The 25,211-nt window shown below is 61.8% G+C and carries 21 protein-coding genes; 13 read left to right on the top strand and 8 right to left on the bottom strand.

Annotation, left to right across the window (positions count from 1 at the left end):
- Nucleotides 1-12 precede the first annotated feature (12 nt).
- The 3 genes from AC6JA3_RS10660 (at nt 13) to AC6JA3_RS10650 (ending at nt 3,378) form a co-directional block, all read left to right on the top strand.
- Complete coding sequence (locus tag AC6JA3_RS10660) at nt 13-738, top strand: beta-ketoacyl-ACP reductase (RefSeq protein ID WP_026540656.1); 726 nt, start codon at nt 13-15, stop codon at nt 736-738.
- 116 nt (nt 739-854) lie between these two features.
- Nucleotides 855-1,607, top strand: a complete 753-nt coding sequence (locus AC6JA3_RS10655; RefSeq protein WP_026540657.1) for an SDR family oxidoreductase — start codon at nt 855-857, stop codon at nt 1,605-1,607.
- A gap of 268 nt (nt 1,608-1,875) precedes the next feature.
- On the top strand, nt 1,876-3,378 hold the full coding sequence (locus AC6JA3_RS10650) for a sugar ABC transporter ATP-binding protein (RefSeq protein WP_026540658.1): 1,503 nt from the start codon (nt 1,876-1,878) through the stop codon (nt 3,376-3,378).
- Between the two features lie 73 nt (nt 3,379-3,451).
- Here AC6JA3_RS10650 and AC6JA3_RS10645 read toward each other — a convergent pair whose 3' ends face one another.
- Both AC6JA3_RS10645 and serB read right to left on the bottom strand, forming a co-directional pair.
- A complete protein-coding gene (locus AC6JA3_RS10645; RefSeq protein WP_245232860.1) occupies nt 3,452-4,048 on the bottom strand; it encodes a hypothetical protein in 597 nt (198 codons plus the stop codon).
- Nucleotides 4,049-4,347: 299 nt separating this feature from the next.
- Nucleotides 4,348-5,241, bottom strand: a complete 894-nt coding sequence (gene serB / locus AC6JA3_RS10640) for a phosphoserine phosphatase SerB (RefSeq protein WP_026546795.1) — start codon at nt 5,239-5,241, stop codon at nt 4,348-4,350.
- A gap of 110 nt (nt 5,242-5,351) precedes the next feature.
- On the opposite strand from serB, the gene AC6JA3_RS10635 reads away from it, so the two are divergent.
- From AC6JA3_RS10635 to lplAB, 5 genes are all read left to right on the top strand, one after another.
- Nucleotides 5,352-6,149 (top strand): ABC transporter ATP-binding protein, encoded by a 798-nt coding sequence (locus tag AC6JA3_RS10635; protein ID WP_026540661.1) that lies wholly within the window; start codon nt 5,352-5,354, stop codon nt 6,147-6,149.
- A gap of 6 nt (nt 6,150-6,155) precedes the next feature.
- The gene (locus tag AC6JA3_RS10630) at nt 6,156-6,941 is read left to right on the top strand and encodes a sulfite exporter TauE/SafE family protein (RefSeq protein ID WP_347783370.1); all 786 of its coding nucleotides are present in this window, start codon (nt 6,156-6,158) and stop codon (nt 6,939-6,941) included.
- Nucleotides 6,942-6,948: 7 nt separating this feature from the next.
- On the top strand, nt 6,949-7,758 hold the full coding sequence (locus tag AC6JA3_RS10625) for a TrmH family RNA methyltransferase (protein WP_091551801.1): 810 nt from the start codon (nt 6,949-6,951) through the stop codon (nt 7,756-7,758).
- Between the two features lie 142 nt (nt 7,759-7,900).
- Nucleotides 7,901-8,158, top strand: coding sequence for a type B 50S ribosomal protein L31 (locus tag AC6JA3_RS10620; protein ID WP_017200906.1), 258 nt, complete (start codon nt 7,901-7,903; stop codon nt 8,156-8,158).
- A gap of 78 nt (nt 8,159-8,236) precedes the next feature.
- Nucleotides 8,237-9,346 carry a lipoate-protein ligase LplAB gene (gene lplAB, locus AC6JA3_RS10615; protein WP_026540664.1) on the top strand — a complete coding sequence of 370 codons (1,110 nt, stop codon included), beginning with the start codon at nt 8,237-8,239 and terminating at the stop codon, nt 9,344-9,346.
- 12 nt (nt 9,347-9,358) lie between these two features.
- On the opposite strand, the gene pepN is transcribed toward lplAB, so the two are convergent.
- Complete coding sequence (pepN, locus tag AC6JA3_RS10610; RefSeq protein ID WP_347783369.1) at nt 9,359-11,965, bottom strand: aminopeptidase N; 2,607 nt, start codon at nt 11,963-11,965, stop codon at nt 9,359-9,361.
- A gap of 4 nt (nt 11,966-11,969) precedes the next feature.
- A complete protein-coding gene (locus AC6JA3_RS10605; RefSeq protein ID WP_347783368.1) occupies nt 11,970-13,019 on the bottom strand; it encodes a YeiH family protein in 1,050 nt (349 codons plus the stop codon).
- Between the two features lie 111 nt (nt 13,020-13,130).
- On the opposite strand from AC6JA3_RS10605, the gene AC6JA3_RS10600 reads away from it, so the two are divergent.
- Genes AC6JA3_RS10600 through AC6JA3_RS10590 form a run of 3 tightly spaced genes read left to right on the top strand, consistent with a single transcriptional unit; the run spans nt 13,131 to nt 16,517 of the window.
- Complete coding sequence (locus tag AC6JA3_RS10600) at nt 13,131-14,687, top strand: circularly permuted type 2 ATP-grasp protein (RefSeq protein ID WP_223943135.1); 1,557 nt, start codon at nt 13,131-13,133, stop codon at nt 14,685-14,687.
- A 55-nt stretch (nt 14,688-14,742) separates the two neighbouring features.
- Nucleotides 14,743-15,669 carry an alpha-E domain-containing protein gene (locus AC6JA3_RS10595; RefSeq protein ID WP_026540668.1) on the top strand — a complete coding sequence of 309 codons (927 nt, stop codon included), beginning with the start codon at nt 14,743-14,745 and terminating at the stop codon, nt 15,667-15,669.
- Nucleotides 15,666-16,517 carry a transglutaminase family protein gene (locus AC6JA3_RS10590; protein ID WP_026540669.1) on the top strand — a complete coding sequence of 284 codons (852 nt, stop codon included), beginning with the start codon at nt 15,666-15,668 and terminating at the stop codon, nt 16,515-16,517. Before AC6JA3_RS10595 ends, AC6JA3_RS10590 begins: the two co-directional genes overlap by 4 nt.
- 88 nt (nt 16,518-16,605) lie before the next feature.
- On the opposite strand, the gene AC6JA3_RS10585 is transcribed toward AC6JA3_RS10590, so the two are convergent.
- Complete coding sequence (locus AC6JA3_RS10585) at nt 16,606-18,057, bottom strand: SDR family NAD(P)-dependent oxidoreductase (protein WP_026540670.1); 1,452 nt, start codon at nt 18,055-18,057, stop codon at nt 16,606-16,608.
- 73 nt (nt 18,058-18,130) lie between these two features.
- Complete coding sequence (gene glgC / locus AC6JA3_RS10580; RefSeq protein WP_347783367.1) at nt 18,131-19,543, bottom strand: glucose-1-phosphate adenylyltransferase; 1,413 nt, start codon at nt 19,541-19,543, stop codon at nt 18,131-18,133.
- Nucleotides 19,544-19,636: 93 nt separating this feature from the next.
- Between glgC and glgA the strand changes: the two genes are divergently transcribed.
- Nucleotides 19,637-20,833 (top strand): glycogen synthase, encoded by a 1,197-nt coding sequence (gene glgA, locus AC6JA3_RS10575; RefSeq protein ID WP_035760663.1) that lies wholly within the window; start codon nt 19,637-19,639, stop codon nt 20,831-20,833.
- A gap of 113 nt (nt 20,834-20,946) precedes the next feature.
- On the opposite strand, the gene AC6JA3_RS10570 is transcribed toward glgA, so the two are convergent.
- Both AC6JA3_RS10570 and AC6JA3_RS10565 read right to left on the bottom strand, forming a co-directional pair.
- Nucleotides 20,947-23,049: an acyl-CoA dehydrogenase family protein gene (locus tag AC6JA3_RS10570; protein WP_026540673.1), complete on the bottom strand. Its 2,103-nt coding sequence runs from the start codon at nt 23,047-23,049 to the stop codon at nt 20,947-20,949.
- A gap of 46 nt (nt 23,050-23,095) precedes the next feature.
- Nucleotides 23,096-23,851 carry a TetR/AcrR family transcriptional regulator gene (locus tag AC6JA3_RS10565; protein WP_026546803.1) on the bottom strand — a complete coding sequence of 252 codons (756 nt, stop codon included), beginning with the start codon at nt 23,849-23,851 and terminating at the stop codon, nt 23,096-23,098.
- Between AC6JA3_RS10565 and AC6JA3_RS10560 the strand changes: the two genes are divergently transcribed.
- Entirely contained in the window at nt 23,850-25,202 is a 1,353-nt protein-coding gene (locus AC6JA3_RS10560; protein WP_026546804.1) for an acetyl-CoA C-acetyltransferase, read from the top strand. The genes AC6JA3_RS10565 and AC6JA3_RS10560 overlap by 2 nt on opposite strands.
- Nucleotides 25,203-25,211: the final 9 nt, after the last annotated feature.

Raw genomic sequence — 25,211 nt, 5'->3', positions numbered from 1 at the left:
TGGAGCCAAAGCATGTCTGAAGCAGTCACAACCGGCCGCAGCGTCCTGATAACCGGCGGCAACCGTGGCATTGGCCTGGCCATTGCGGAATCGTTCCTCGCCAACGGCGACAAGGTAGCCGTGACCTACCGAAGTCAAACAGAGTTGCCTGAGGGCATCCTGGGTGTCCAGGCCGATGTAACGGACGAGGCTTCCATCGACGCCGCGTTCAAAATCGTCGAAGATGCCCACGGACCCGTTGAAGTACTGGTTGCCAATGCAGGCATCACCAAGGACACGCTGCTGCTGCGCATGAGCGAAGATGACTTCACGTCGGTCCTGGACACCAACCTCACGGGCGCCTTCCGGGTTATCAAGCGGGCATCCAAGGGAATGATCCGTCTCCGCAAAGGCCGCGTGGTCCTCATTTCTTCGGTCTCCGGCCTCTATGGTGCACCCGGCCAGATCAACTACTCTGCGTCAAAGGCAGGCATGGTGGGAATCGCACGCTCCCTCACGCGCGAACTTGGCAGCAGGGGAATTACCGCCAACGTCGTGGCACCGGGCTTTATCAATACCGACATGACCGCAGAACTGCCTGAGGACACCCAGAAGTCCTACCTGGCCAATGTTCCCGCGGGCCGTTTTGCGGAGGCCTCCGAAGTTGCTGATGTAGTTCGCTGGGTTGCCAGCGATGAAGCCGCCTACATCTCCGGAGCCGTTATCCCGGTTGACGGTGGCCTGGGTATGGGTCACTAGGACACTAGCCTCAACCGCAGTTTTTGTCCGGGGCCCACAACCTGATTCAACCTTGCCGCTGGCATGATGGAAGGTGAGGCCACGGAATTTGGATGATCTGAACAAAAGGAGCATGAATGGGAACGCTGGATAACAAGACCGCCATCGTCACGGGGTCTTCCCGTGGAATTGGTGCCGAAGTTGCCAAGATCCTGGCAGGCGAGGGCGCCGCCGTCGTTGTTAACTACCGTCAAAAGGCGCCGCGCGCCAACAAGGTGGTGGCCGGCATCCAGGAAGCGGGTGGCCGTGCAGCTGCCGTGGGCGCCGACCTCACCACCGATGAAGGCGTGCACGCCCTGGCGAGCAAAGCCATGGAGGAGTTTGGTTCCCTCGATGTCCTGGTGCTGAACGCTTCAGGTGGCATGGAATCAGGCATGGAGGAGGGTTATGCCCTCAAGCTCAACCGCGATGCCCAGGTCAACATGCTTAATGCAGCGGTACCGCTCATGCCTGAGGGCTCGCGCGTCGTCTTCGTTACCAGCCACCAGGCGCACTTCGTGGAGACTGTTCCCACCATGCCTGAGTACGAGCCGGTCGCAAAGAGCAAGCGCGCCGGGGAAGACGCACTGCGGGATTTGATTCCCCACCTTGCGGACAAGGGCATCTCGTTGGTGGTCGTTTCCGGTGACATGATCGAAGGCACCGTAACGGCGACCCTGCTGGACCGCTCCAATCCGGGAGCCATCGAAGCGCGCCGGGCCGAAGCCGGCAAGCTGTACTCCGTGGAGGAGTTCGCAGCCGAAGTTGCCAAGATGGTCACTGCGGACGTCGAATCCGGGCACACCGAATATGTTGGTGGTGCAGACTACTTCGGCAAGACGGCCGAATAGCGACTATCTGACCTGCTGTGGCCCCGGACCTTCGTCCAGGGCCACAGCTGTTTAACCATCAAAACGGCGAAGGTGCCCACGCTCGTAAAGTGCCAGTTTGATAAATTGTTCGAATTTTCGCGTCACGAATTGGGCTTAACTGTTTTGCAAATTCGACTTTGCATTAAGGGAATCCTTCTGGTTGACTCTCCAAGGCAGCCTCGCACGTAGTTGTCAGCACATTGCATAATCCACAATGGGCGGGTTTGTGCATGCATTAGGAGCTTCTTTGGATCTGTTGTTACATGCTGATGATATTCACGCGTCGTACGATCAACGCCGCATCCTCAAAGGTGTTGGCCTTTCAGTGCATCGCGGCGAGATCCTGGGGCTGATTGGAACCAACGGCGCAGGTAAGACCACCCTCATGGGCGTCCTGGCAGGATCCCTCAAACATGACCAGGGCCGGATCACGCTTGCCGGAGAGAAGTACGCGCCGGATTCGATCGCAGAGGCACAGGCCTGCGGAGTAGGGCTTATTCCCCAAAACTTCCACATAGATCCGGACCTGACCATCACGGAGGCCATTTTCCGCGGGACCTTCCAGTCAGGACGGCCACATGGGGAACTCCGCGGCCAAGCCGCCAAGCTGATCCGGGACATCGGGATCACCCTGGACCCTGATGCGAAGGTCGGCACACTGATACGGGCAGAGCAAGCCTTGGTGGAAGTCCTCCGCATGGTTGCCGAGGAAGCCCAGCTGGTCATCATGGACGAGGCAGCCGCGTCCCTTCCGGACCACGACGTCGCAGTCCTGCACCAGGTTCTGAGAATGCTGACAAGGCAGGGCCGGGCGATCATCTACATCACCCATCGCCTGGACGAAGTCCGCTCCATTGCCCATCGCATCGCGATCCTCCGCGACGGCAGAGTTCACAAGATCGTGGAAGCCAGCAAAACCGACGTCGACGAACTTGCCTTCCTCCTATTGCAGCAGGAACTCGAGCGGATTGCCCGGCCTACAGGTCCGGCCGCCGGGGAAGAGGTCCTGCGGATCTCCAACCTCGGCGTGGGGGAAAACGTCCGTGATGTGAGCTTCAACGTGGTCAAGGGTGAAATTTTCGGCCTCGTGGGAACCCACAGATCCGGCGTCTACCAACTCACGGAGGCACTGGCCGGGATCCACCCCTGCACCTCGGGGACGATCCACGTGAAGGGAAACCAGGTCCAGATCCGCGGGCTCCAAGATGCACGGCGGCTGAAGATCGGCTATTCGCCGGACACGGCCGACACCTTCGCTTCAGGGACCAGCATCGCCGATGGGCTGTATCAGGGCAAAGCCCCGGGTGCTGCAAGTCTCCAGGACGAAATCACCCACCTACGGGGCGTGGCTGACGTGGTGCACCGCATGCGCATCAACACCACCAACATCCAAGGTGCCCTCACCACCCTTTCCGGAGGCGACCGCCAGAAAGTGGAGCTTGCCCGATGGATCTCCACCGATTGCGATGTCCTGATCCTCAGCCATCCCAGCCGCGGGATCGACATCGGTGCCAAGGAAATCGTGTACAAGATGCTGACCCAGCTCAGCCAAACCGGGGTTGCCATCATCCTCCTGTCCTCGGACCTGTCCGAGATGGTCAACTGGTGCCATCGGATTGGCGTCATGCGGGACGGGGAGCTTGTCACCATTGAGGCCAACGCCAACACCAACGAGGATGTCCTGGTGCACCACATGCTGGGCGTCAAGTTCGAATCAGGCGGCCGCGAGGCACGAAGGGTGAAAGTCTGAGGAGTCCGGCAAATTGGACGAAGAAGGGCGGCCGCGATGATCGCGGCCGCCCCTCACTGTTAACACCTGGAGATCAGATGGCGACAGCCTTGGCGATGTTATTGAGCTTGTGGCGTGCCAGCGCCAGGTTCGCATAGGTCCGGTCCAGCACCAGATAAACGAAAAGTCCCTTGGACCCCGCCGAATTCAGGACGTTGATCAAGTGGTATTGCGTATCCAGGGTGATCAGCACGTCCTCAATGTTGCTGTCCAGGCCGAGGTCGGCCATGGTCCGCAATTTGGAGCTGACGACGTTCGAGTTGCCGGCTGCGGCAACTCCCAGGTCGAAACCCGGGTTTCCGCCCTGCGCCAGCGCCATTCCACTGGTGTAGTCAACAATGGCTGCACCCGTAGCACCTTCGATGGACAGCAGTTGCTTGGTAGCTTCGTCAAGTGAGCTCATAATCAGTTCTTCCTGTTCTGTAGTGCCATCACTGGCGGCCATGAAATAAACCGACGGAATTTCCTGGCCAGGAGGTATCGCAGGGCCGGAGTCCCATTGGTTAGGAGCCATTCCCGTTGCCACCGCATCAGGGTGACGCTCACGGATGATCTCGTGGAGGGGTGTTGGCAGGGATTCAAATTCCTCGCTGCGTTTCCACCATTTCCACGTACGCTCCGAACGGTTCACTTACCGACCCTGCTCTTCCGTCATTCAGGACTGCCGCATGTTCACGGATTTCCATGTCGAGCTTTTACTTTACACAGCATTTGCCCGAAAAATGGCATGACTATTCAATTCCGGAAGGAGCTCCGTCCATGAATGGACTTTTAATGACGATTTGATAAATAGTCGGAATAATAGCGTCACGAAATAGGCATTGTTGTTTCGCATCAGGAACACAAGACAGATACCCGTGGGCACGCCAAAGACACCCGCGGCCGTAAGCGGGTTGGCCGGCATTCAAACCGGCTCAGTGAGAGCGGGTGTCAGACGTTGGCGATGTGCCGGACGGCGTCGAGATAGGGCATGTTGATGGCAGCGTCCGCTACTGCCCGAACAGCAGGCTTGGCATTGAAAGCGATTCCGATCCCTGCCGCACTGAGCATGTCCAGGTCATTGGCGCCGTCACCCACTGCGATGGTGTGCTCGAGGCTGATTCCTTCGGCAGCTGCCCACTCACGCAGGTACTTCTCCTTGGCTGCCCGGTCAATCACGGCGCCAAGCACCTTGCCGGTCAACACGCCGTCGACGATTTCAAGCTCGTTGGCGATCCAGTGGTCCAGCCCGAGTTCCTCGGCAATGGGACGAAGGATCTGGTTGAATCCGCCGGACACCACCGCCACAACGTGCCCGGCTTCCTTGAAGGCAGCCACGAGCTCTGCAGCGCCAAGGCTGAGGCGCACCTCCTGGCGGACGGACTCGACGACGTCCATGGGCAGCCCGGCGAGCACGGCGACGCGGGCGTGGAGGCTCTGGGCAAAGTCCAGCTCGCCGCGCATGGCGGCCTCGGTCACTGCGGCCACTTCCTCCCGTTTACCGGCATGCGCAGCCAACAGTTCAATGACTTCCTGCTGGATCAGCGTCGAATCCACATCCATGATCAGGAGCTTCCGGGAAGCCTGGCGCAGTTCTTCAGGAACAATCGCAGTATCAATGCCGGCGCTGGCTGCCGCAGCAACGTTCCGGCGAACGCCGGCAAGATCCACCAACGCCTCCGAGCCCGCAGCGAGGCCTGCCGTTACGACACTGAAGCGGTGGTCGCCGCTATGTGATTCCGATGACACTGCGGCGCCGGCGTCGGCAAGTACCTTCCGAAGGTTCACAAGGGATTCGGGGGACAAATGCACGCCATAGCTGACCGCAGCCAAGTTCGAAGTCATGGCCTCAATCCTACTGAGCACAGCACAACCACCCGAATTCGTTTCGGCCGGTAACACAGAAGGGCGACCGGTTATCAGTCATATGGTTTTTTGTCCTAGTGTCTACTGCTATGAGTGATGTTCTGGAATTGGCTTCCGTCAGCGTTGTCCGAGGCAAGAAGACCCTGCTGGACAAGGTTGACTGGCAGGTCAACGAGGGGGAACGCTGGGTCATCCTGGGACCGAATGGCGCCGGAAAGACCACGCTTCTCCAGATAGCCGCAGCCCGGCTCCACCCGAGCAGCGGAAAAGCCGGGATCCTGGATGAGGTCCTGGGTCGTGTTGATGTTTTCGAACTGCGCCCCCGCATCGGGTTGTCTTCGGCAGCACTTGCGACCCAGATCCCCGAGCATGAGAACGTCCTCAACGTGGTGGTCACCGCCGCCTACGGCGTGACCGGACGCTGGCGCGAGGGTTACGAGCGCGACGACGAGCGGCGCGCCTTTGGCTTGCTGAACGACTGGGGGATGGGCCCGCTGCTTAACCGGACCTTTGCCACCTTGTCCGAGGGCGAGCGAAAGCGTGTGCAGATTGCCCGCGCCCTCATGACCGACCCCGAACTACTGCTTTTGGATGAACCGGCCGCGGGCCTGGATCTGGGCGGCCGGGAGGAACTGGTGCACAAGCTTGGTGAGCTGGCCAGCGACGAGGCGGCTCCCGCAATGGTCCTGGTGACCCACCACCTTGAGGAAGTGCCCCCGGGATTCACCCATGCCATGCTGCTCCGCGAAGGCGGCGTGGTGGCCGCTGGTCCCATCAAGGAAGTTCTCACCGACGAACACCTCAGCGAGACCTTCGGCCTGCCGCTGGACGTTTCAGAAAACGCGGGACGCTACACCGCCACTGCCCGCCGCTTGCCGACCCGATAGTCATCAATGGAAATCCTTAGCAGCATCCTGGTCTTTTTCGCGGGCTTGTGGGCCGGCACCATCAACGCGGTGGTCGGTTCCGGCACACTGGTGACTTTTCCTGTCCTCATTGCCATTGGCATCACACCCGTGGTGGCGTCCATGAGCAATGCCATGGGCCTTGTAGCCGGCACAGCGGCGGGCGCCTGGGGTTACCGCCGCGAGTTAGCCGGCAGGGGACGGCAGCTGATGAAGTTGCTGCCGGCCTCGCTGCTGGGCGGCATCACCGGCGCGTGGCTCCTGCTGCACCTACCGGAGAAGGTCTTCCACTACGTTGCTCCCGTCCTGTTGGTCATGGCCCTGTTGATGGTGCTGTTCCAGCCCAAACTGCAGGCCTGGGTCCGCCGCCGGGAGCAAAACCCGGAACATGCCATCCGGGATCGCAGCCATGGAATCCTCTTGGTTGTGCTCGTCTATCTTGCCGGCGTCTACGGTGGCTACTTTGTGGCGGCACAAGGGATTTTGCTGGTAGGCATCCTTGGCGTGTTCCTGAGCGGAACAATGCAAAATGCCAACGCCATGAAGAACATCCTGGTGCTCGGCGTAAATATGGTGGCAGCAATCTCCTACCTGATCTTTGCTTTCGACCGCATCGAGTGGCTGGTGGTTCTCCTCATTGCCGTGAGCTCCACCATCGGCGGTTTGGTAGGTTCAAAAGTTGGCCGGAAGTTGTCCCCGCGCGTCCTCCGGGCCGTCATCTTCACCCTTGGCATCGTGGCCCTTGGCTTCATGATCGCCAACCTGATGAAATAACCGCCCGGTGGCTTTCCACTATCTTGAGTCCGCGGATGATCCACGCGTGACGGACTACACCACTCTTACTGATGTGCACCTTCGGAAGCTTCGTGAGCCTGAAGAAGGCATGTACATCGCCGAGTCTTCGAGAGTTTTACGCAGGGCACTGGCCGCCGGACACCAGCCCCGATCCTTTTTCCTGGCGGAGAAATGGCTGGAAGACCTCGAGGACGTTTTCCAGGCATATCCGGACGTTCCGGTGTTCATCGGCAAGGCGTCCCTGCTGGAAGAAATCACCGGATTCCACCTGCACCGTGGTGCCATGGCAGCAATGCACCGGCCGGCCCCTGTTCCACTGGAGACACTGCTGGCCAGCGCCCGGCGCGTCGCTGTCCTCGAAGACATCGTTGACCACACCAATGTGGGGGCAATTTTCCGGTCCGCCGCAGCACTGGGGGTGGACGCTGTCCTGGTGTCCCCACGGTGCGGAGATCCCTTGTACAGGCGCAGTGTCAGGGTCAGCATGGGCACGGTCTTCCAAGTTCCCTGGGCCAGGCTGGAAAGCTGGCCGGATGACCTGTTCCGCCTCAAGGAGCAAGGCTTCACCATTGCCGCAATGGAACTGACTGAAGGTGCGTTGGATCTGGACGACCTGGCCACAAGGGAGTACTCCAAACTGGCTTTGGTGCTTGGCACGGAGGGCCCCGGCATGAGCCAGGACACCCTGGATGCTGCAGACCTGGCAGTCAAAATTCCCATGCGCGCGGGCGTCGACTCACTCAACGTTGCTGCCGCCTCGGCAGTGGCTTTTTGGGAACTCCGTCCGCGCGACTGACAGCGGTTCGTCCGGCCGTGCGGTTTCCGCTATGATTGGTTGTTGGCCCGGCAGCTGGAATGTCCGCATTGCAGCAACCAGACCACCTCCATTCATACCTGGCAGCTGGCAAAATCCAGCTGCGTGAACAAAAGGTCCCATTATGAAGTCTGATATCCACCCGAAGTACGAAGCAGTTGTTTTCAACGACCTGGCTTCCGGTACGCAGTTCCTGACCAAGTCCACCGTGTCTTCCTCGAAGACCATCGAGTGGGAAGACGGAAACACCTACCCGGTTATCGACGTCGAAATCTCGTCGGAGTCCCACCCGTTCTACACGGGCAAGCAGCGCATCATGGACTCCGCTGGCCGCGTCGAGCGCTTCAACGCCCGCTTCAAGGGCTTCGGCGGCAAGAAGTAACCCACTTCACCCCAAGGCTTTTCACAGCCCGCATTGCTGGAATCTTCGGCAATGCGGGCTTTTGCGTTTTCCGGCAAGATGGACACCATGACTCCCAGCCCTGATCAGCACCCAGCCATCAACGACGCCGACACCCGCCTTCACGGCGAATACAAGGTTCCCGGGGGCAAACTGGTGGTGGTTGACCTGGACGTGAGCGAAGGGAAATTCACCAACGTCTCCCTCAGCGGCGACTTCTTCCTGGAACCGGACGAGGCATTGGAGGACATCAACACGGCACTGACCGGTCTTCCGGACAGCTCGACGGCCGCAGACATTGCCGCAGCGGTCACTGCGGGGCTGCCCGGGGACGCAGTACTGTTCGGCTTTTCTGCAGAAGCCGTGGCTATCACCGTCCGGCGGGCACTGTCCAAAGCCACCAGCTGGGGAGACCACCAATGGGAAGTCATCCCGCCCTCCGTGCTGCCCACCCAGGTAAACGTCGCACTGGATGAGGTCCTCACCGAGGAAGTGGGTGCGGGGCTGCGCAATCCCACGCTGCGCTTCTGGGATTGGGAAGAGCCGTCGGTGGTCATTGGCAGCTTCCAGTCAGTGCGTAATGAGGTGGACCCTGAAGGGGTTTCCCGGTACGGCATCAACGTGGTCCGGCGCATCAGCGGCGGTGGCGCCATGTTCATGGAAGCCGGCAACTGCATCACCTACTCGCTCTACCTGCCACAGACACTGGTGGACGGCATCAGTTTTGCCGATTCCTACGCTTTCCTGGACGCTTGGGTGATGGCGGCCCTGGAGAAATTAGGGATCGCCGCTTTCTACGTTCCCCTCAATGACATCGCCACCGATCAAGGAAAGATCGGGGGCGCTGCACAAAAGCGCCTCGCGAACGGGGGCATGTTGCATCACGTCACCATGAGCTACGACATCGATGCAGACAAGATGGTGGAAGTCCTGCGTATCGGCAAGGAAAAACTCTCCGACAAGGGCACGCGCAGCGCCAAGAAGCGCGTTGATCCGTTACGACGCCAAACGGGGCTTGCCCGGGCAGCCATCCTTGAAGCCATGCAGGAGGTATTCATGGAACGGTATGGCGCCCTCGAGTCCCGCCTCACCGAGGCTGAGCTCGGTGAGGCGAAGAACCGCGTGGAGGCGAAGTTCGGAACCGAAGAGTGGTTGAACCGGGTTCCGTAGCTGCCGGCAGGCCTAAGCCGGGGCGGCTTGCGCCGTGAGCGCCCGGGCCAAGTGGCTTCTCTGCTCGATGACGATACGGCGCAATGCCCGGGGAGCGTCACTGTGGTCGGTCAACCATGTGTCCGTGCGTACCAGGACCGGGTGCTCCGAAGGCTGCATGCTTTCCGCCAGGTCCTGTGCCCCCGGGAACAGCCCGCGCACAATCCTGCCGGCTATCTCGATGCTGCGTTCGGCCCACACCCGTTCAAGGCATTCGAAGTAGGGTTCCACATAGGGTTCCAGAAGGGACGCCGGTCCCGTCATGAAGCCACCGATCGTTGCGCTCAGGATTTCGTTGGAAAGCCCCGTGCTGTTGACCGTGGAATCCCAGGCGGCTGCCTTGGTTGAGGCGTCGGGAATGGATGCCGCAGCAAGGGCATGACCCTCCCTTCCGGATGCCGTCTTGTCTGCCTGCAGTTCCCGGTCCAATTCGGCCCGGGACGCCTGGCCGTGGGCTGACAAAGCCTGCCAGAAGCTCCAACGTAGTTCTGCATCGACAGCCAGTCCTTCAATGACGACGCTGCCGTCCAGGATTCCCCGGAGCAAGGGGAGTTCGCTGTCCCCGTGCCGGGATACCTCCGCCAAGGTCCTTGCCCAGGCGAGCTGATGGTCGGAGCCTGGATCTGCGGCCTTCATCCTGTCAGCGGCCACCGAGAGGAAATCCTTGCGTACACCTTCCCGGCCGGCTGCAGGAACGTAGCGTTCAATGGCGGCAGAAGCGTTGCCCAGCACGTTCAACAGGACCCCGATGCCGGTCTCATCAGAGGCAAACTGCTCCACAGCCGCTACATAGCGCACGGCAGGCGTCACCCCGTCACGCGCGGAATCCCACAGTGCAGTCCAGCAGAGGGCGCGGGCCATGGGATCGCTGATTTTTCCAAGCGAGGCCCGGACAGTGTGTTCGGAACCGGGATCGAGGCGGACCTTGGCGTAACTCAAGTCATCATCATTGACCAAAAGCAAAGCAGGACGGCGTTTGCCGTTCAACTGGGGCACCAGGGTACTGGGGCCGGTTACGTCGACCTCCAGGCTCTCGGAACGCACGAGCAGGCCTGACGCATCAGCGTCGTACAGGCCCAGCCGCAACCGGTGCGGACGGAGTACTTGGTGGCCCGTGATGGGGTCGATGGCATCCTGCCGGAGCGTCACGGCACCAAGGACGCCGTTGTCGTCCACGATCTCCGCCGAAATGGTCGAGATACCGGAGGTCTGCAGCCATTGGCCGGCCCACTGGCCGAGATCCCTGCCGGACGCGGCGCTGAGGGCCAGGAGCAGATCCTGCAGGGAAGTATTCCCGAACTCATGATCCCGGAAATACTGGCGGGAGCCGGCAATGAAAGCATCAAAGCCCACGTAGGCCACCAGCTGCTTCAGGACCGAAGCACCCTTGGCGTAGGTAATTCCATCAAAATTCTGCTTTGCCGCTTCGAGGTCCGGGATGTCGGCCACAATCGGGTGCGTCGTGGGCAACTGGTCCTGGACGTACGCCCAGGCTTTACGCTTGTTCGCGAAGTTCACCCATGCGGTGTCCCAATCGGTGGCACGGTCCACGCCAAGGGTGCCCATGTAGTCGGCGAACGACTCCTTCAGCCAGAGATCGTCCCACCAGTTCATGGTCACGAGGTCGCCGAACCACATGTGGGCCATCTCATGCATCAGCGTGTTGGCCCGGGCCTGGTACTGGGCGTCAGTGGCCCGGGAGGCGTAGACATACTTTTCCGTGAAGGTCACCAGGCCGGGGTTCTCCATGGCTCCGAGGTTGTACTCGGGCACGAAAGCCTGATCGTATTTTCCCCACGGGTAGGGGTAGTCGAACAGATCGTTGAAGAAGGCAAGCCCACTCTTGGTCAACCGGAACAGTTCGTCCGCGTCGAAGGACTCCGCCAAAGAGGCCCGGCAGAAAAGCGCCAGCGGCACCTCAAGCCGGGTGCCGTCGTCGAGCGTTGCTCCCCAGTGATCCGTGGCTTTGAAGTAGGGGCCGGCGAGCACACTGGTGATGTACGTGGACATGCGTTTCGTGGTGGCGAAGTCCCAGCGGGCGGCGCGGGCGTCTCCGCCCTCCGGGGTGCGGGATTCCTCCACCCCGTTGGACGCGACTTCCCAGCCTGCCGGGGCGATCACATGGAAAGTGAATTCGGCCTTGAGGTCCGGCTGTTCGAAGTTGGCGAAGACCCGCCGGCTGTCTGCGGGCTCGTATTGCGTGTAGAGGTAGCACTGGCCATCAGCGGGATCGACAAAGCGGTGCATGCCTTCACCGGAGCGGCTGTACAGGGCAGTGCCGGTGACGGTGACGGTGTTCTCGGCCGCCAGTCCTTCCAGGATTATCCTGTGGCGGTCCACGACGGACCCAACGTCCAGGGGTTGGCCGTTAAGGATCACGGACTGTACGCCACCGTGGATAAAATCCAGGAACGTGGCCGAACCCGGCATCGCTGAAAAGGTGATGGTGCTGGTACTCGGGTACCCGGGGACGGCGGGATCTTCCGCGTCGCGGACATCGAGGGTGACGTCGTAGCTGTGGGTGGTGATCAGGGCTGAACGGGTGGCGGCTTCATCGCGCGATAGATTGTGATTCGACACACAGCTATCTAATCATGATCAAAGCGGCCCCCAGGCCCAGTGATGCGATGAGCAGCCACGAGCCCAAAGCGACCAGGACGGCACGACCACCGGTATGGATCAGGGCCCTGATGCGGACCGCCGAGCCCAATCCGAAGAGGGCTGTTGCCAGAAGGATGTCCTGCACCGCCGCAGCGCTCTCCAAAACAGCCGGCGGGGCCCAATCCAAGGATCGAACAGCCACCATGGCGAGGAAACCCACCACGAAGAGGGGGACGATCGGGGGAAACCTGCCATCCTTGCTGCCCGACCCGTCCGTGGCGCCGCTGGCGCGCTCACGGAGGTGGAGTATCCGTTGGTGCAGCCCGGCCGTGGCGGTTATCGGTGCCAGCAGGACAACCCTGGTCAATTTCACGACGACGGCGATCGCCAGTGCGGAGGTCCCCGCGGTTTGGGCGGTGGCCACCACCTGGCCAACGTCATGGACGGACGCACCGGTCCAGGCACCAAACTGTTCAGGAGACAGGCCAAGAGGGTGCATCAGCAGCGGCAGCACGCCAATGGCCAACGTGCCGCAGAGGGTCACCAGCGCTACCGGCAGGACGGTGTCCTGGTGCCTGATCCGCCGGACAGCCGCCATGGCACCAATGGCCGAGGCACCGCAGATGGAAAAACCCGTGGCGATCAACAACGCCGCCTCACCAGGGAGACGCAATAGACGCGCAAGGCCATACGTGCCGGCGAAACTCATCAGAACCACACCTGCAATCAGCAGCAGCGCCAGCCAGCCCAGTCCCAGGACATCGCCCATGCTGACTTTGAGTCCCAGCAGGACAATCCCTGCACGCATGAGGTGTTTCCCCGCGAAGTCCAGTCCAGGCCGGGCGCGCCCCGCGGTCAGGACCGCCGTGCCCGGTATATTTGCTGAGAGCAGGCCCAAGGCAACAGCGAGCGTCATGGCGGGAACCGCCGGAACCACCGTGTGGATTGCGAAGGCAAGACCCGCAGCGGCGACGCTCAGGACCAACCCGGGCCCCAGCTGGGACAGCTGGGGCGCAGGACTGTTGAAGGGCATGCCTCAACCCTGCCGGATGAGGGCACGGAAAGGCGAACCGGGAGCATCCGGAAACCGCGACACAATCAGTGCGTAATGCGCTCGACTCAAAAAGGTGATTACCTGAATCCCATGTCTGACCTATTCCAGGATTACTCCGAGGCCGCTGCGCGCAGCGGCGCCTATGACGAGATGTTTGCCCCCGGCCACGTTGCCAGAAAATCCTACGGTCAGGTTTCCGGCGCCTTGCGGGAGCTGTCCCTGGCCGATGTGACGGCCCGTGCAGACTCCATGGCCCGGACGTTCCTGGACCGCGGAGTCACCTTCGACTACGCGGGGGAGGAGCGCCCGTTCCCCTTGGACATTGTGCCCCGGGTCATTCCCGCCGATGAGTGGAATGTCCTGGAGCGCGGTGTGGCCCAGCGGGTCAAGGCACTGGAGGCGTTCCTTAATGACGTCTATGGCCGGATGGCGGTAGTGACAGACGGGGTGATACCCCGGCAGCTGATCACCACCAGCGCCCACTTCCACCGGGCAGTCCACGGTTTCGAACCATCCGGTGGTGTCCGCGTCCATGTATCAGGCATCGACGTCGTCCGTGACGCTGCCGGGACCTTCAGGGTACTCGAGGACAACGTCCGGGTTCCCTCCGGCGTCAGCTACGTCCTGGAGAACCGAAGGGCCATGGCCAAGGGCCTGCCCGAGGCTTTCGGCCAGCAGCACATCCGCCCCGTGGAAGAGTATCCACGGCGGCTTCTTTCAGCACTTCGCAAGACTGCACCGGCGGGCGTGGACGATCCCACAGTGGTGGTCCTGACGCCGGGCGTTTTCAACAGCGCCTACTTTGAGCACACGCTCCTTGCCGGTCTCATGGGCGTTGAACTGGTGGAAGGCCGTGACCTCATTTGCCGCGGCAACCGTGTCTACATGCGGACCACCGCGGGTGAACAGCGAGTGGACGTCATCTACAAGCGCATCGACGACGACTTCCTGGATCCCCTCCAGTTCCGTTCCGACTCCATGCTCGGATGCCCCGGGCTGGTCAATGCAGCACGCGCCGGGGGAGTGACAATAGCCAACGCTGTAGGCAACGGCGTAGCTGATGACAAGCTCGTGTACAGTTACGTCCCTGACCTGATCCGGTACTACCTTCATGAAGAGCCGATCATCGCCAACGTCGACACTTTCCGGCTTGAGGAAAAGGAAGCCAGGGAGCACGTGCTGGACCGCCTTGATGAACTGGTGGTCAAGCCTGTTGACGGTTCAGGGGGCAAGGGTTTGGTCATTGGACCCGATGCCACCAAGGACGAGCTTGAAGCCCTGCGTAAACGGGTCATCGCTGATCCCCGCGGGTGGATCGCCCAGCCGGTCCTGCAGCTGTCAACCGTGCCGACGCTCTCCGGGGACAAATTTGGTCCCCGCCACGTGGACCTGCGGCCCTTCGCGGTCAACGACGGCGACGACGTCTGGGTCCTGCCCGGCGGCCTCACCCGGGTGGCCCTGAAGGAAGGTTCCTTGATTGTGAACTCCAGCCAGGGCGGCGGTTCCAAGGACACCTGGGTCCTGGCCGACTCGCCGAAACTTCCCGCTGAGGTCATCCCACGCCAGTCTGTCACGCTCCGCGAACAAGTATCCGTGTGGCCCGTGGAAAGCAACTGGCGTGACCGCCAAACGGAGCAGCAACAGTGACCCCGCTCCACCACCACTTGAACTTCGACCTGCACCCCTCGAAGGAGGCAGTTCCATGCTGAGCCGTATTGCTGAGTCTCTCTTTTGGATCGGACGCTACGTTGAACGTGCCGACGGTACGTCCCGGATCCTTGACGTCCACCTCGAACGGCTGAACCACCTGCCCCTTGAGGAGCAGCGGAGCGTGGCCAGGGAACTCCTCGCGGTCATGGGCGCCAAGCCCCAAAGTGAGGATTTTGGCCTTCCTGAACTCCTTCATGCCCTGGCTTATGACAAGCAGAGCGCTTCTTCCATAGCCGGCTCCCTCGGTGCAGCACGCGAGAACGCGCGGCGTGCACGGGAAACCGTCTCGCAATCCCTGTGGGAAAGCCTCAACACCACCTATTACGGCCTTAACCAGCACCGCAAGGACGTTGTGGGAACCTACCGTTTCTGCAACTGGGTCCTGGAGCGGACGGCCATGGTCCGGGGACTTGCGGACACCACCGTCAGCCACGACGAGAGCTGGTTGTTCATGGTCCTTGGCCGTTCCCTGGAGCGGGCAGACATGACTGCCCGCATGCTCTCTACGAGGGATGTCCAGTCCGCGGGAATGTCCTGGGTCAACATGCTCCGGTGCGCCGGGGCCTACGAATCCTTCATCCGGACCCGCAGGGCCGCATTCGGGGACCAGCACGCAGCTGAATTCCTCCTTCTGGACCGGTTGTTCCCGCGGTCCATCGTCTACGCGCTGCGTGATGCCGATGAGTGCCTTGCCAAGCTGGATCCATCAGCACAGCGTGTGGGCTTCATCAATGATGCCCGTCGAATCGTTGGCCAGGCCCGCACGTTCCTTGAGTTCCACCGCACAGACGATCTCATGTCGGAGCTGCCCGAACACATGGAACGTGTGCAGAAGGCCGTGACGCAGGCGTCCGATGCGATTTCCCGTAAGTACTTCAATCAGGCTGATGAGCACGCCTGGGTGGGAGAAGTTTCATGACCCGGCTGAGCATCGTCCACAAGACGGCCTACAAGTACAACCGCCGCGTGACGTTGTCCTACAACGAGGCCCGGATGACCCCATTGACCGACGGCCAGCAAGTGGTCCTCGAGTCCTCCTTGAAGGTCTCGCCCAACCAAGCGTCCGTCAGCACGTACCGTGACTACTGGGGTACCCGCGTCACGGCGTTTGATATGCAGATGCCGCACGAGAGCCTCGAAGTCCTCGCCACAGCCACCGTGGAAGTTCACCGCACCGAACGCGTGGCAGTGGAGGACGACATCGTCGGGTGGGACGTCATTGCCTCGGACAAGGTCCAGGACGACTTCAGCGACTGGCTGCCCCAGTCCAGGCTCAGTGGGCCCGGAGAGGAAGTCCTGGGCATTGTCCCCGGCGTTGTCGAGGGAAAGAATCCCCACGAGGCGGCCTTGGCCGTGTTCGCCTGGATGGCCGGGGAAATGACCTACATGAAGGGTTCCACCGGCGTCACCACCAACGCCGAGCAAGCATGGTCCCAGCGCCAGGGCGTATGCCAGGACCTGGCGCATTTGGCTATCGGGGCCCTGCGTTGCAGCGGCATCCCTGCCCGCTATGTTTCCGGGTACATCCATCCCAGGTCCTCGGCGGACATCGGCGAAACCGTTGCAGGGCAGTCGCACGCGTGGCTGGAATGGTGGGATGGGGAATGGCGCAGCTGGGACCCCACCAACCACAAGCCCGCAGGTGACTATCACGTCACTGTGGCCCGCGGACGTGACTACCGCGATGTTCCCCCGTTGAAAGGCATCCTGTCCGGAGGTGGAGGTTCGGGACTCTCCGTATCAGTGGAGATCACCCGCCTGGCCTAGGCGTTGAAGCGCACAGGAACGTGAAAACAGCGAAGGCCCTTAAGAGTTGCTCTTAAGGGCCTTCGCTGTGATCAGGCTCGGGGAACGGTCACCAGGGTGAGGGCTTGTAGTCCTTCAGGAAGACACCGTACTGGTCCTCGCCCTTTTCGCCCATCACGATGGGGTCGTAGACCCGCGCGGCTCCATCCACCAGGTCCAACGGCGCATGGAAGCCTTCCTCCATAAGCCGGACCTTCGTGTAGTGCGGACGCTCGTCGGTGATCCATCCGGTGTCCACGGCAGTCATCAGAATGCCGTCGGAATCCAGCATTTCCTGGGCGCTGGTGCGGGTCATCATGTTCAATGCGGCCTTGGCCATATTGGTGTGGGGGTGTCCGGGGCCCTTGTAAGCGCGGGAGAACTGTCCCTCCATGGCCGAGACGTTGACAATGTATTTCCTGTGCGCAGTGGACCGCTTCATGGCATCGCGCAGACGGCTGACCAGCAGGAAGGGGGCCGTGACATTGCAGAGTTGGACCTCGAGCATCTCCAGGGGGTCCACTTCGTCCACCACCTGGGTCCAGCTGTTGATGGAGGCGAGGTCCGGGACCAGTCCGCCGGCGTCGATCGCTGTTCCCGACTCGATCCGTTCCAGCGAAGCCGATCCTGTGGACAGTGCCAACGAGGTGATCGCGTCCCCTGCCAGGACCGGGTGCTCGGTAACGCTGCTGGCCAGGGCCAGGGGGTGCTTGTCATGGGCATGGCCGAACGTGACCAGCTCCGGACCACCGTTGGCGGCTTCCAAAGCGGCAGGCAATGGCTCGTCCTCGGCATCGACCAAGGGCTTGTAGGCGTTGCCGGAGCGCCGCACTGTCTGGGCTGCGTTGTTGATGATGATGTCCAGCGGCCCGGCCTCGTTGAGGGAGTCTGTCAGGGCCATGACCTGAGCCGGGTCACGGAGGTCGATGCCCACAATCCGGAGACGGTGCAGCCACTCACCGCTGTCTTCCATGGCAGCGAAGCGACGGGCCGCGTCCTTGGGGAAGCGGGTAGTGATGGTGGTGTGGGCGCCATCGCGGAGCAGGCGAAGGGCGATGTACATGCCGATCTTGGCGCGTCCACCCGTCAGCAGGGCCCTGCGTCCTGTGAGGTCGGTGCGGGCGTCGCGCTTGCTGTGGCTGAATGCAGCACATTCCGGGCAGAGCTGGTGATAGAAGGCATCAACCTGCGTGTAGTGCTTCTTGCAGATGTAACAGGGACGCGAACGGATGAGGTGGCCGGCGATCTCACCGGTGGCAGAAGGTTCCAGCTTGTTGCCGCGGGTCTCATCATCGATGCGGTCCGGAGCGGCAGTGGCCGTCAAGGCGATGACTGCGCGGTCGGCCTCCGCGATGGAGTCGCGCTTGGTAACCCTGCGGTGCCGTTTGACGGCTTTGAACATCTTGCCGGTGGCACGGCGGACTGCAACGTAGTCCGGGTGCTCTTCGTCATAGACGTGGATCGTGGTCAGAACCTTGAGGCAGGCCTGGATCTCTTCAGGCGTCAGATCGGTGGAGCTCATTGACCTGATTTTACAGCCTTGGGAGCCTGTGGCCTGCCTCGGGTTCCGGCGACATCAGTGCAGTGCCCGCACCTTAGTGCGAGGCGCCCTGCGCTGCAGCGTCCGCGACGCGTGATTGGATTCCCGCGGCTACCTTTTCGGCAGAATCGCGGATGTCCGGATCATCATGGGTAGCTGCCTTCACGGCTTCGGGCAACCCACGGCGGTGTTGGGCAGACAGGGCAAGCTCTGCTTCACCGGGCTCGGGCACAACCTGGCCCTTCGCCAGCACAGTAATGCCGGATTCGGTGACCTTGTAACCCCGGGCCCTGTCCAGGGCCGGGTCCAGGCCGATGGCAGCACCGGCAGGGACCTTGACGTTCTTGTCCAGGATTGCCCGCTTGATGACCGCGCCTTCACCAACGCGGACCTTGTCCATCAGTACAGAGTCCTGGACACGGCTGCCTGCCGCCACATAGGCGTCGTTGGAAATTACGGACCCTTCAACGATGCCACCGGAAACCACCACTCCGCTGGCAACAATGGAGTCCAGGGCAGTACCGACGGTGTTGTTCTCGCCACGGACAAACTTTGCCGGCGGCGAGATGCTCTGGCGGGTGTAGATCGGCCACTCGGAGTTATAGAGGTTGAAGATCGGCACGGGGGAGATGAGGTCCATGTGCGCGTCATAGAACGAGTCGATGGTACCGACGTCGCGCCAGTAGGTCCGGTCCCGATCGGTGGCACCGGGGATGTCATTGAGCGTGAAGTCGTACACGCCTGCTTCACCTTGGTCCACGAAGTAGGGAATGATGTCCCCGCCCATGTCGTGCTTGGTATCGAGTCTCTCCGCATCCACATGCAAGGCTTCCACCAAGGCGTCTGCGTTAAAGACGTAGTTGCCCATGGAGGCCAGGAACTGCGTGGGATCTGCCGCCAGCCCGGGGGTGCTGGCCGGTTTCTCCACGAATGCGGCAATCTTTTGGGGATCGTTCTGGTCTACTTCGATCACACCGAATTGGTTGGCCATGTTCAGCGGCTGCCGTACGGCAGCAACCGTTGCTTTGGCACCACTGGCAATATGCTGCTCCACCATTTGGGAGAAATCCATGCGGTACACATGGTCAGCGCCGACCACAACCACGATGTCCGGGGCGTCGTCATGGATGAGGTTCAGCGATTGGTAAATTGCGTTGGCACTGCCAAGGAACCAGCTCTTGCCCACACGCTGCTGCGCGGGAACAGAAGCCACATACCGGCCCAATTGCGTGGACATCCTCCAGGTTTCGGAGATGTGCCGGTCAAGGCTGTGCGATTTGTACTGCGTCAGCACCACGATTTTCAAATATCCCGAATTAACGAGATTGGATAGTGCAAAGTCAATCAGCCGGTAGCCGCCTGCGAACGGAACCGCGGGTTTTGCCCGGTCCGCCGTCAGCGGCATCAGTCGATTGCCTTCTCCGCCTGCCAATACGATTGCCAGAACTTTCTTCAACGCCATGGTCACAGCTCCCCGTACGTCTTCGTATCCCCCAAAAGTCCGATTTTCCGGACTCTTTCACACTAGAACACATACGCCGGAACGACTACGTTGGTTAGCGTGCGAATAGACATTGTGACTAAAGAATTCCCTCCGGAAATTTATGGCGGTGCCGGTGTCCACGTTGCCGAGCTCAGCCGGGTGCTGGCAAAGCACGTCGACCTTCACGTCCGGGCCTTCGGCGCGCCGCGTGATGCCGACTACCATGGGGCTTCGGTGGCATCCTATGCCACCCCTGAAGACCTCGGCGATGCCAACGCCGCCCTCCAAACCCTGGGCGTGGACCTGCGGATCGTTCCGGACATTGCGGGGGCGGACCTGGTCCACTCGCACACCTGGTACGCGAACATGGCCGGCCATCTCGCCTCGCTGCTGCACGGAATTCCCCACGTGCTCAGCGCCCACAGCCTTGAACCTCTCCGGCCGTGGAAGGCCGAGCAGCTTGGGGGAGGCTATGCCCTGTCCTCCTGGGTGGAGAAAACAGCCTATGAGGCAGCAGCGGCGATCATTGCCGTTTCAGACGGCATGCGCCAGGACATCCTGCGCAGTTACCCCGATGTTGATCCCGATAAAGTCCGCGTGGTCCATAACGGGATCGATGTTTCCCTCTGGGAACGCGATGAAGAAGATGACGCCATCCGTGCGCTGGGCATCGACCCCGCCAAGCCGAGCGTGGTCTTTGTTGGACGCAACACCCGGCAGAAGGGTGTGCCGTATCTGCTTCGTGCCGCCTCAAGCCTGCCGGAGGACGTCCAGCTGGTCCTGTGCCTCGGAGCGGCCGACACGCCCGAGCTTGCAGCCGAAACTGCCCGCCTCATCGAGGAACTTCAGTCCAAGCGCCAGGGTGTGGTCCTCATTGAGCGGATGCTCCCGCGCAAGGAACTGATCCAGGTGCTCAGCCACGCCACGGCTTTCGCCTGCCCGTCCATTTACGAACCCCTGGGCATCGTGAACCTCGAAGCCATGGCCTGCGGCGCAGCCGTGGTGGCCAGTGCCACGGGCGGAATTCCCGAGGTGGTCCAGCACGGGGAAACCGGGCTCCTGGTCGAACTTGAGCAGGTCACCGACGGAACGGGCACACCGTTGGATCCGGAGAAGTTCGTCAGCGACTTCGCCGCGGCCTTGAATGAGGTGGTGGCTGATCCCGCACGCGCCCGCGAAATGGGCATTGCCGGTCGCCGCCGCGCGGAGGAACACTTCTCCTGGGAATCCATCACGGAAACAACACTGGAGGTTTACCGCTCCGTGCTGCGCTGATCCTCCCGCTCCAGCAGTCCAACGACGACGGCGCCGCCCCCTTTGGTGGGGACGGCGCCGTCGTCGTTTTTCAACAGTTCCGCAACTGTTCACCGCAAGGCAACAGGCTGCTGCTAACGGGCTTTGGAGGCCTTGAGGGCCAGGAGCGTCTTCTCATCAGCCGGAGCGCTGCCGCTGGCACGCTGCTCACGGAAGTGCTTGCGTGCAGCATCCTGCCGCTCAGCCTCTGCACCGGTTGCGATGGAGGCCCTCAAGTGCTCGGGACCATAGCCGAAGGCGTCCACAAGGTCCACGGCATGAGGGCGGATCTTGACCAGGAGCCGGTTGATGTACGTGCCCACGGTCCGGCCGCGCTGCATGGAGAGCCGGCCATTCATCAGGTACCAGGAGAGATGCTTTTCAATCAGGGACAGGCCGAACAGATCGCGCAGCCAGGTCAGCACGCGTTTGGTTCCCTCGTCCGTGACCTGGTTCAGGCCCTCCGTGAAGGCTTCCCACTGCAGCAGTTCGGCGTGTGCCTGGGCTGCTTCGATGAGTTCGTGCTGGTGCTGGTTGAACAGTGCCGCGGCCTGGTGCTGGGGAAGCTTGTTGGCGCCCTTCAGGGCTGCACCTACCTCGGCAACCATGGACTGCACACGGTCCGCCAGCAGCGTCCGCTGGCCTTCCTCGTCCCGCAACGCCAAAGCGGCCTTCTGCACGGAACCGGTATCGGCCACGAACTGCGCCACTTGGCGAAGGCCTGTGCGGTGAAGGGCCACACCGGCTGCCTGGTCCACCACGTAGCGTGCAAGGACACCAAAATCGGCGCTGCGGAATTCCTTGGCGTAATCGGCAAGGAGCCTCTTGGCCACCAACTGCAGCAGGACGGTGTTGTCACCTTCGAACGTGACATAGACATCAAGGTCCGCGCGCAGGGAAGCAAAGCGGTTCTCGATCAGGAAACCGGCGCCGCCGCAGGCTTCCCGGCATTCCTGCAGCGTGTCCAGGGCATGCCAGGTGCTCAATGGCTTCAGGGCTGCGGCCAACGTTTCGAGGTCCTGGCGGTCGGCGTCGGTGTCGTGGGCGCCTGAGAAGACGTCGTCGAACTTCTGAAGAAGTTGCTCATGGGCAAAGCTGGCCGCGTAGGTGGTAGCCAGCCTGGAGAACAACCGGCGCTGGTGACGCTGGTAGTCCAGCAGGACTTCCTCATCGGTTGCCGAGGAAGCGTTGAACTGTCGCCGCTCGGTGGCGTACTGGATGGCGGTCTTCAAGGCCAACTTGCTGGCAGCTACGGCTGCTCCGTCCAGGGAAACCCGCCCCTGGACCAGGGTGCCCAGCATGGTGAAGAAGCGCCGGCCGGGGCTCTCGATGGGCGAGGAGTAGGTGCCGTCCACGGCTACGTCGCCGTAGCGGTTGAGCAGGTTGGTGCGGGGGATGCGGACATTGGTGAAATGCAGGCGGCCGTTGTCGATGCCGTTAAGTCCGCCCTTGATGCCGTCATCCTCGCCGCCGATCCCCGGAAGGAATTCCTTGGTGGCCGGGTCCCTGAGTTCGACGTAGAACGCGTGGACGCCATGGTTCACGTTCCTGGTAATCAGCTGGGCAAACACCACCGCGGCGAGGCCGTCATTGGCTGCATTGCCGATGTAGTCCTTCCAAGCAGCACGGAACGGAGTGTTGATGACGAATTCCTGGCTGGCGTCGTCGTAAGTAGCCGTCGTGGCGATGCTGGCGACGTCCGAGCCGTGGCCGGTTTCGGTCATGGCGAAACATCCCGGGATCTCAAGGCTCATGATGCCGGGGAGCCACTTGTCCTGGTGCTCCACAGTTCCAAGGTGCATCACGGCAGAACCGAACAGGCCCCACTGGACCCCGGCCTTGATCTGGAGGGAGGGATCGGCGGTAACGATTTCTTCGAATCCGGCAATGTTTCCACCGTGATCGTCGGAACCGCCCAACCGCGTGGGAAATGCACGGTGGACGGTGTTGTTGTCCACCAGGAACTTCAGTTGCTCGAACACACGGGCGCGGTGCTCGGTGTGGTGCAGGCCTTCAATCTTCTGCACCACCGGATTGCCTGCAACCTTGCGGGCCTCGTGGCGGATATGCGCCCACTTGCCAAGGAGCTGTTCTCCAAGCGCGGCGACGTCCACCACGGGCTCAGGGCCAGCGGCGGCGGCACCCTTGCTGCCCGCGGTGTGCTGGACGGATGCGTTCCGGTCCACTACTTCAGTCATGTTGCTTCCTTCTTTGGTTCCGACAACTGATGAGTCATTGCTGGTGTCAGGTGGATGTCTTGAGTGCTGGAGCGATGCCGAGGCACAACCAGTCAGTGATCTGCGCGGCCATGGTTTCCTGGTCCGGCTTGGCATTGCCGGCCGGGCTTCCCAGCCACATCTCCCCGGCGTTCCTGACCAGTCCTATGGCTGCGGTGGGCCAATACACGATCACCGCTTCCTTCTCTTCACCCAGGTATTCCCGCATGGGAGTGGCGATCATGTCCGTGATTTGCTCGAAGAAGTTGCCCAGCGCCCCGGAAGCGGCGATGGCGTCCTGCGCTGAGGCTTCACCTGGCGTGAGCCGGGTAATGAACGCATAGACATTGGGGCTCGATTCGGCCATCTGCAGGTAGGCGGAGACCATGGCGAAGAGCCCCTCGCGGGGAGTTTGCGCGGACTGGGCGGCCTCCTGCATGCGGCGCTGCATCTGGCCCAGCACTACCTCGCCCATAGCCTGCTGGAGTCCGGCTTTATCACCGAAATAGCGGTAAAAGACAGACTTCGACGTGCCTGCAGCGCCTGCAATGTCCTCCATGGAGGCGTCGCTTCCGAGCCGATGAACGGCCTTGCGTGCTTGCCTGATGAGTTCGCCACGGCGCTCCTCGCGGTGCGACTGCCAACGGGCTGTGCGGCCATCGACGGCGGCACCTTGCGCCTCCGCTGCGGCACTGGCGAATTCTTCCTGGCGACTGTTCACGATACCCAGCGTATCAGGTACGCTGGGTATCAGTAACTGGCAATGATCGAAGGAGACCAGCATGGCTGCAGCAGACGTCACCACGGGCGGGACACGCGAATCCGCTTCCGCCCCCCAATCACTCCGCAAGGCGGTCATCGTGGGCGGCAACCGGATTCCGTTTGCCCGCACAGGAGGCGCCTACGTCAAGTCCTCCAACCAGGACATGCTCACCGCAGCACTGGAAGGCCTGATCGCCCGCTTCGGATTGCAGGACGAACGCATCGGCGAGGTAGCTGCCGGAGCGGTCCTCAAGCACTCAAGGGACTTCAACCTCACAAGGGAAGCCGTCCTTGGCTCAGCCCTGTCACCGGAAACCCCCGCCTATGATCTGCAGCAGGCCTGCGCAACCGGGCTGGAGACCGTGATCGGCTTGTCCAACAAGATCAAGCTCGGGCAGATCGAGTCGGCCATTGCCGGCGGCGTGGACTCGGCATCGGATGCCCCCATTGCAGTCAGCGAGGGATTGCGGGAGATCCTGTTGGACCTCAACCGCGCCAAAACCCCTGTGCAGAAACTGAAGATCATCGGCCGCATCCGCCCCAAAGACCTGGCGCCGGATGCACCGAATACCGGTGAGCCGCGCACCGGCTTGTCCATGGGGGAGCACCAGGCACTCACCACGGCCCAGTGGAAGATCACCCGTGAGGCCCAGGACGAGCTCGCCTTCAACAGCCACCGCAATCTGGCGGCGGCCTATGACCGTGGTTTCTTCGATGACCTCATCACGCCCTACCGCGGCCTGAACCGCGACTCCAACTTGCGCGCCGATACCTCGATCGAAAAGCTCGGATCGCTCAAGCCCGTGTTCGGCAGGAACCTCGGCGCGGAAGCAACCATGACGGCGGGCAACTCGACACCACTCACCGACGGTGCATCCACAGTCCTGCTCGGCACGGAGGAATGGGCTGACGCCCATGGCCTGCCCAAGCTGGCGACGGTCCTGGACGGTGAAGCCGCAGCCGTGGACTTTGTGCACGGCAAGGACGGCCTCCTCATGGCACCGGTTTTCGCAGTGCCGCGCCTGCTCGCCCGCCACGGGTTGACGTTCGAGGACATTGATTTCTTTGAAATCCACGAGGCATTCGCAGGCACGGTCCTGAGCACATTGGCCGCCTGGGAGGACGAGGACTTCGGCCGCACGCGGCTCGGACTCGATGGAGCGCTCGGCAAGGTGGACCGGGCCAAACTCAACGTCAACGGATCCTCCCTTGCCGCCGGGCACCCCTTCGCTGCTACGGGCGGCAGGATTGTGGCCTCCCTTGCCAAAATGCTCCATGAGAAGGGCTCCGTGGATGGACGTCCGGCCCGTGGTTTGATATCGGTGTGCGCAGCAGGTGGCCAGGGCGTCGTTGCCCTTCTGGAAGCAGCATAGGGGAGCCCA

The organism is Arthrobacter sp. TmtSoilC79 (assembly GCF_059739405.1).
The sequence above is the reverse complement of the archived record's forward strand: the minus strand, read 5'-3'. Positions and strand labels throughout refer to the sequence as shown.

Bases quoted from the DNA above. Each gene is read 5' to 3' on its own strand.
- AC6JA3_RS10600 (WP_223943135.1), top strand. From the start codon at position 13,131: ATGTCTGACCTATTCCAGGATTACTCCGAGGCCGCTGCGCGCAGCGGC.
- AC6JA3_RS10605 (WP_347783368.1), bottom strand. From the start codon at position 13,019: ATGCCCTTCAACAGTCCTGCGCCCCAGCTGTCCCAGCTGGGGCCCGGG.
- AC6JA3_RS10635 (WP_026540661.1), top strand. From the start codon at position 5,352: ATGAGTGATGTTCTGGAATTGGCTTCCGTCAGCGTTGTCCGAGGCAAG.
- AC6JA3_RS10560 (WP_026546804.1), top strand. From the start codon at position 23,850: ATGGCTGCAGCAGACGTCACCACGGGCGGGACACGCGAATCCGCTTCC.
- AC6JA3_RS10570 (WP_026540673.1), bottom strand. From the start codon at position 23,049: ATGACTGAAGTAGTGGACCGGAACGCATCCGTCCAGCACACCGCGGGC.
- AC6JA3_RS10595 (WP_026540668.1), top strand. From the start codon at position 14,743: ATGCTGAGCCGTATTGCTGAGTCTCTCTTTTGGATCGGACGCTACGTT.
- AC6JA3_RS10660 (WP_026540656.1), top strand. From the start codon at position 13: ATGTCTGAAGCAGTCACAACCGGCCGCAGCGTCCTGATAACCGGCGGC.
- lplAB (WP_026540664.1), top strand. From the start codon at position 8,237: ATGGACACCATGACTCCCAGCCCTGATCAGCACCCAGCCATCAACGAC.
- AC6JA3_RS10565 (WP_026546803.1), bottom strand. From the start codon at position 23,851: ATGCTGGTCTCCTTCGATCATTGCCAGTTACTGATACCCAGCGTACCT.
- AC6JA3_RS10630 (WP_347783370.1), top strand. From the start codon at position 6,156: ATGGAAATCCTTAGCAGCATCCTGGTCTTTTTCGCGGGCTTGTGGGCC.
- AC6JA3_RS10620 (WP_017200906.1), top strand. From the start codon at position 7,901: ATGAAGTCTGATATCCACCCGAAGTACGAAGCAGTTGTTTTCAACGAC.
- AC6JA3_RS10590 (WP_026540669.1), top strand. From the start codon at position 15,666: ATGACCCGGCTGAGCATCGTCCACAAGACGGCCTACAAGTACAACCGC.
- AC6JA3_RS10655 (WP_026540657.1), top strand. From the start codon at position 855: ATGGGAACGCTGGATAACAAGACCGCCATCGTCACGGGGTCTTCCCGT.
- serB (WP_026546795.1), bottom strand. From the start codon at position 5,241: ATGACTTCGAACTTGGCTGCGGTCAGCTATGGCGTGCATTTGTCCCCC.
- AC6JA3_RS10585 (WP_026540670.1), bottom strand. From the start codon at position 18,057: ATGAGCTCCACCGATCTGACGCCTGAAGAGATCCAGGCCTGCCTCAAG.